Here is a 6,147-nt window from a genome sequence, read left to right on the forward strand (position 1 = left end):
GGGCGAGCCAGCTGGTCAGGAGACAAGGTCACGCGTCCGCCCAGGGGTCCACCGGACATGGAGGTGCCGGTCCGCTCCACGCCGCAGGAGCGCGAGGCGCGGCGGGATCTTGTCGGTACGCGAGGTCGGCGGCTTCCGCCTGCCCGCGCCGAACTGGACCGGCCAGTCGGCGCCTTCGCCTCGGTACTCCTGCTCGGCCGCCGCGTGCAGGGTCCACTGGGGGTCGTACAGGTGGGTCCGCCCGAGGGCGCACAGGTCCGCCCGCCCCGCCAGCAGGATGGAGTTCACGTCGTCGTAGGAGGAGATGGCGCCCACGGCGATGACCTTCACCCCGGCCGGCTCCGCGACGTGCCGGCGGATCTGGTCGGCGAACGGCGTCTGGTAGGAGCGCCCGAAGGCCGGCTGCTCCTCCTGGATCACCTGTCCCGACGACACGTCGATGGCCGCGGCCCCGTGCTCGACGAAGGCCCGGGCGATGTCGATCGCGTCCTGCGCGGTGTTGCCGTCCGGCACCCAGTCGGTCGCCGAGATGCGGACCGTGACCGGGATCTCCTCGGGTACGGCCGCGCGTACGGCGTCGAAGACCTCCAGGGGGAAGCGCAGCCGGTTGGCGGCCGAACCGCCGTAGGCGTCGGTCCGCTTGTTGGCCACCGGCGACAGGAAGGAGGAAAGGAGGTAGCCGTGCGCGGCGTGGATCTCGATGAGGTCGAAGCCGGCCGCGACCCCGCGCCGCGCGGCGGCGACGAAGTCGGCCACCACCTTGTCCAGGTCGTCCCGCCCGGCCTCGCGAGGCAGGTGGCACTCCTTCCCGTACGGCAGCGCGGACGGGCCGATGACCTCCCAGTTGTCCTCGGCGAGCGGCCGGTCGATGCCGTCCCACATCAGCCGGGTGGAGCCCTTGCGCCCCGAGTGGCCGAGCTGGAGCCCGATCTTCGCCGTGGTCCGGGTGTGCACGAAGTCGGTCACCCGGCGGTAGGCGTCCCGCTGCGCGTCGTTCCACAGGCCGGTGCAGCCGGGCGTGATGCGCCCCTCGGGCGAGACGCACACCATCTCGGTCATCACGAGCCCGGCGCCGCCCAGCGCCTTGGAGCCCAGGTGCACCAGGTGGAAGTCGTCGGGCACGCCCTCCTCCGCCGAGTACATGTCCATCGGCGACACGATCACCCGGTTCTTCAGCCGGAGCGGCCCGATGTCGACCGGCTGGAACATCGCGGGTGCGACCTCCTCGGCCCCGGCCGCCGCGGCGAACGCCGCCTCGACGTGCCGGGCGAACTCCGGGTCGCGCTCCTTGAGGTTCTCGAAGGTGATCCGCCGCGACCGGGTCAGCAGGTTGAAGCAGAACTGGACGGGATCCTGGCCGGCGTACATCCCGATGTTCTCGAACCACTCCAGCGAGGCCTGCGCCGCGCGCTGGGTGGACTCCACCACCGGCTTCCGCTCCGACTGGTACGCCTCCAGCGCCGCCCCGAGCGACGGGTGCTCGTGCAGGCAAGCCGCCAGCGCCAGGGCGTCCTCCATCGCGAGCTTCGTGCCCGACCCGATGGAGAAGTGCGCGGTGTGCGCGGCGTCCCCGAGCAGGACGACGTTGCCGTCGTACCAGCGCTCGTTGCGCACGGTCGTGAAGTTGAGCCACTTGGAGTTGTTGGTGAGCACCCGGTGCCCGGCCAGCTCGCCGGCGAAGATCTCCTTGATCCGCTCGACCGCGTGCTCGTCCGACGCTCCGGGCGGGAACGACTCCCCCTCGGTCGCGTCGAACCCCGCGCGGCGCCACACGTCCTCGTGCATCTCGACGATGAAGGTCGAGCCGCTCGCGGAGTACGGGTACCCGTGGATCTGCATGGTGCCCCACTCCGTCTGCTTGACGAAGAACTGGAAAGCCTCGAAGACCAGGTCGGTGCCCAGCCAGATGTACTTGTTGCGCCGGTGGTCGAGCGAGGGGACGAAGGTGTCGGCGTACGTGGTCCTGATCCGCGAGTTGAGGCCGTCGGCCGCCACGACGAGGTCGTAGGCCGTACGGAGCTCGTCGGCGTCCGGTGCCTCACTCTCGTAGTGGACGCGCACGCCCAGGTCGGCGGCGCGCTGCTGCAGCAGGTGCAGGATCTCCTTGCGGCTCATCGCCGCGAAACCCTGCCCGCCCACGGTGTAGGCGTGGCCGTTGAACTCGATGTCGATGTCGGTCCAGCGGGCGAAGCGGCGGGCCATCTGGTCGTGGATGACGGTGTCGGCGTTCTCGATGCCGCCCAGCGTCTCGTCGGAGAAGACGACGCCGAACCCGAAGGTGTCGTCAGGGGCGTTGCGCTCCCAGACGGTGATCTCGTGGGCCGGGTCCAGCTGCTTCATCAACGCTGCGAAGTAGAGACCACCGGGGCCGCCGCCGGCGATTGCGATCTTCAACGGGGTCTTCCTCTCACTACTGGTTCGCGACGGCACCGGACTGCTCCGCTTCGACGATCTCCCGCAGGACGTAGTGCTGCAGCTTCCCGCTGGGGTTGCGCGGGAGCGAGGCGCTGAAGCGGACGTCGCGCGGATACTTGTACGGGGCCAGCTGCCGCTTGACGTAGTCCTGGATCTCCTTGGCCTTGGCCGCGTCGCCTTCGGCGCCTTCCCTGAGCACGACGAAGGCGCACACGATCGACCCACGTTCGGGGTCCGGCTCGGCGACGACCGCGGACTCGACCACGTCCGGGTGCGTGTCGATGGCCGCCTCGACCTCCGGGCCGCCGATGTTGTAGCCCGAGGACACGATCATGTTGTCGGTACGCGCGCAGTAGTAGAAGTAGCCGTCCTCGTCCCGGTAGAAGGTGTCACCGGTGACGTTCCAGCCGTCGGCGACGTACGCCGACTGCCGGCCGTCGTCCAGGTAGCGGCATCCGATCGGGCCGATCACGGCCAGCCGGCCCTCCACCCCAGGGGGCAGCTCCTCGCCGTCCGGGCCGAGGACGGTGGCGCGGTAGCCGGGAACCGGCCTGCCCGTCGCCCCCGGCCGGATGTCGTCGCCGGCCGCGGAGATGAAGATGTGCAGCAGCTCCGTGGCCCCGATGCCGTCGATGATCTTGAGCCCGATGGCCGACTCGACCTGTTCCCAGGTGTCCCGCGAGATGTGCTCGCCGGCGCTCACCGCCGCGCGCAGCCCGCGCAGCTTGCCGATCCGGCCCGATTTCAGGATCTGCTTGTACGCGGTCGGCGCGGTGGCCAGCACCGTGACCCCGTGCTCCTCGACCAGGTCCGCGAGCCGCGCCGGCGTCGCGCCTTCCACGAGGAACGCGCACGCGCCCGCTCTCAGCGGGAACACCACGAGCATCCCGAGACCGAAGGTGAACGCCAGGGGGGCCGTGCAGGCGACCACGTCATCGGGCGTGAGCCGGAGGATCTCCCGGCCGAAGGTGTTGTCGATGGACAGGATGTCGCGGTGGAAGTGCACGGTGATCTTGGGCACGCCCGTGCTGCCCGAGGTCGGCCCGAACAGCGCGACGTCGTCTGCGGCGGTGGGGACGTCGGTGAACTCGCCCGGCTTGGCCGCGCAGCGGGCGATCAGGTCGTCGTCGCCGGGGCCGCCGAACGGCACCACGGTCAGGTCGCGGGCGCCGGAGTCGCGCACGGCCTCCGCGTCCGCCAGGTAGCGGTGGTCGACCAGCGCGATCGCCGGCCGGGACTTGGCGACGACGGGGGCGAGATCGCGGGCGCGCAGCGCCGACATCGTGGTGACGATGACGCCGCCGGCCTTGAGCGTCCCGAGCCAGCAGGCGACCGCCCACGGGTTGTTGTGGGAGCGGAGCAGCACCCGGTTGCCGGGCACCAGGCCGAGGTCCTCGACGAGCACCTGGGCGACCTGGTTGGCGTGCCGCCGCAGCTCGCCGTAGGTCCACATCTCGCCCGTGTCGGTGCGGATCGCCGGCCGATCGGGGCCGAAGGCCGCGATGGAGGCGTCGATGATCTCCCCGGCCGCGTTGAGGCGGTCAGGGTATTTGAGGAGATCGGTGGTGAATTCCAGTCGCGGCCATTGCGCGACCGGCGGCAGGTGGTCGCGGGCGAAGGTGTCGGTGTAGGAGGAGGGTGAGAGCTGCATCGGGGGCCCTTCCGGAGCCGCGGGGGCGGCCAGCTGGAGTTTATGGGAACGGTCCAGTGATCAGGACGAGCGGGCGGTCCGGCGATCAGGACGAGCGGGTGGGCCAATGATCAGGACGAGCGGACCATGCCTTCCTGCACGACCGTGGCCAGGTGCTCTCCGCTGCGGGAGAAGAAGCGCCCTAGCCCGACGCCGCGCCCGGATCCGGCGGAGACGGCCTCCTGCGCGTAGAGCAGCCAGTCGCCGAGGACTCCTTCGCCCGGCGTCCGGTGGAACCACATCGCGTGGTCCAGGCTCGCGGTGACCAGTCCCGGCCGGGCCCACGGCAGGCCGAGCACGCGCAGCACCGGTTCGAGGATGGTGTAGTCGCAGACGTAGGAGAGCGCGGCGAGGTCGCGCTGCGTGCGGGTCAGCCCCTCGACCGGCCGCAGGTCGTCGAACGGCTTGACCCAGACGGCCTGGTGGGGCGCCGCGGCTCCGTCGACGGTCAGGTAGACGGGCCCGGGGACGTGCCGCATGTCGAAACTGCGTCCACCGCTCCAGTACGCCTTCGACTCCGGGGTCATCGTCCCACCGGAGCGCCCGTCGAGGTAGGCGGCCGAGGACGGCAGCGTGCCCGGGTCCGGCACCTCGGGCGGGGCCGCGGCGAAGGCGCCGCCCGGCTCGCCGGCCGCGAACGAGGCGAGCGCCACGTAGATGGCCCGCCCGTTCTGGTAGCCGCGGACCTGCCGCGTGCTGTAGCCGCGGCCGTCGCGCAGCAGCTCCACCTCGTAGCGGACCTCGGCGCCGATGTCGGCCGGGCGCATGAAGTAGGAGTGCATCGAGTGCAGCGTCTTGCCCTCGGGGATCGTGCGCATCGCCGCGGCCGCGGCCGCGGCCACCAGGTCGCCGCCGTAGGACTTGGGCCAGGGGCAGGGCTGCGTCACCGCGGTGTAGGCCACGTCGTGGTGCTCCGGCTCGGCCTCCTTCAGGGTGACGGCCGCCGCGAACGTCTCGGACGAGGGCGCCGTCACGGCCGGCTCGTCCAGTCGCTCAGCGCCTCGTCCGCGACGTCGGCGAAGTTGACCACGATGTTGTCGGGCGTGCGGGTGGTCATCCAGGTGAGCGGGCGGTTGCGGTCCAGGTTGCACTCGACGTGCGGCATGAACGGCGGCACGAACACCCAGTCGCCTTCCTCCATGTCGATGTAGTCCTGGTACTTCTCCCCGAAGTAGATGCGCGCCCGGCCGGACAGGACGTATCCGCCGGTCTCGGCCTCTCCGTGGTGATGCGGGACCGAGCGGTACCCGGGCTCGTTGCTGACCTTCCCGAACCAGATCCGGGTCGCCGGCGTGTGCTGGGGGCTCACGCCCGCGATGCGCGCGGCGCCCTCCGACTGGCCGGTCAGCGCGGACTCCAGCCCGCCTCTGGTGACGACCGGGACGACCAGCCCGCTCTCGCTGGCGTACTGGGAATTGTCGCCCAGGAGGTGGGCGTTGCCGAGGTCTCCCTCTGTCGGCTGCATGATCGACTCCTATTCCTTGGTGAACGCGATCCGGTTGCGCAGGACGCCGATGCCGGAGATCTCGGTTTCGAGCACGGCGCCGTCGGTGAGGTAGGCCGGGGGCGTCATCGCCATCCCCACGCCGCCCGGCGTACCGGTCAGCACCAGGTCGCCCGGTCTCAGGCGGGTGAACGTCGACACGTACGCCACCAGCGCGGCGGCGTCGAAGACGAGCGAGCGGGTGTCGCCGCGCTGGCGTTCCACGCCGTCGACCCGGCAGACCACCTGGAGGCCGGCGGCCGGGTCGAGCTCGTCCGCGGTGACGACGACCGGGCCGACGGGCGTGGTGCGGTCCCACGCCTTGCCCTGGAACCACTGGAGGGTCCTGCGCTGCCAGTCACGCACCGACACGTCGTTCGCGATCGTGTATCCCCAGATCGCGGCGGCGGCCTCGGCCCGGCTCGCGCCACGGATCTCGGCGCCCACGACCACGGCCAGCTCCGCCTCCCAGTCCACGTCGAGACCGGCGGGAAGCCGGATCTCCGCGGCCGGACCGGTCAGCGTGTCGGCGTACTTGGCGAAGAGGGTGGGGTGGGCG

5 protein-coding genes are annotated in these 6,147 nt (G+C 71.2%); all 5 read right to left on the minus strand.

Features of this window, described 5'->3' with window-relative positions; translation table 11 throughout:
- Window positions 1-15: 15 nt before the first annotated feature.
- Window positions 16-2,394, minus strand: a complete 2,379-nt coding sequence (locus ETD85_RS13510) for a bifunctional salicylyl-CoA 5-hydroxylase/oxidoreductase (RefSeq protein ID WP_138690023.1) — start codon at window positions 2,392-2,394, stop codon at window positions 16-18.
- 16 nt (window positions 2,395-2,410) lie between these two features.
- Complete coding sequence (locus tag ETD85_RS13515; protein ID WP_138690024.1) at window positions 2,411-4,066, minus strand: AMP-binding protein; 1,656 nt, start codon at window positions 4,064-4,066, stop codon at window positions 2,411-2,413.
- A gap of 110 nt (window positions 4,067-4,176) precedes the next feature.
- On the minus strand, window positions 4,177-5,079 hold the full coding sequence (locus tag ETD85_RS13520) for an acyl-CoA thioesterase (protein WP_138690025.1): 903 nt from the start codon (window positions 5,077-5,079) through the stop codon (window positions 4,177-4,179).
- On the minus strand, window positions 5,076-5,570 hold the full coding sequence (locus tag ETD85_RS13525) for a cupin domain-containing protein (RefSeq protein WP_138690026.1): 495 nt from the start codon (window positions 5,568-5,570) through the stop codon (window positions 5,076-5,078). Before ETD85_RS13525 ends, ETD85_RS13520 begins: the two co-directional genes overlap by 4 nt.
- A gap of 9 nt (window positions 5,571-5,579) precedes the next feature.
- The coding region (locus tag ETD85_RS13530; protein WP_138690027.1) for a fumarylacetoacetate hydrolase family protein at window positions 5,580-6,147 on the minus strand (568 nt) is incomplete at its 5' end.

This window comes from Nonomuraea zeae, assembly GCF_005889725.1.
Taxonomy (GTDB): domain Bacteria; phylum Actinomycetota; class Actinomycetes; order Streptosporangiales; family Streptosporangiaceae; genus Nonomuraea; species Nonomuraea zeae.

What these genes read in the sequence shown, in the direction of transcription:
- ETD85_RS13525 (WP_138690026.1), bottom strand. Translation starts at nt 5,570, where the DNA reads ATGCAGCCGACAGAGGGAGACCTCGGCAACGCCCACCTCCTGGGCGAC.
- ETD85_RS13515 (WP_138690024.1), bottom strand. Translation starts at nt 4,066, where the DNA reads ATGCAGCTCTCACCCTCCTCCTACACCGACACCTTCGCCCGCGACCAC.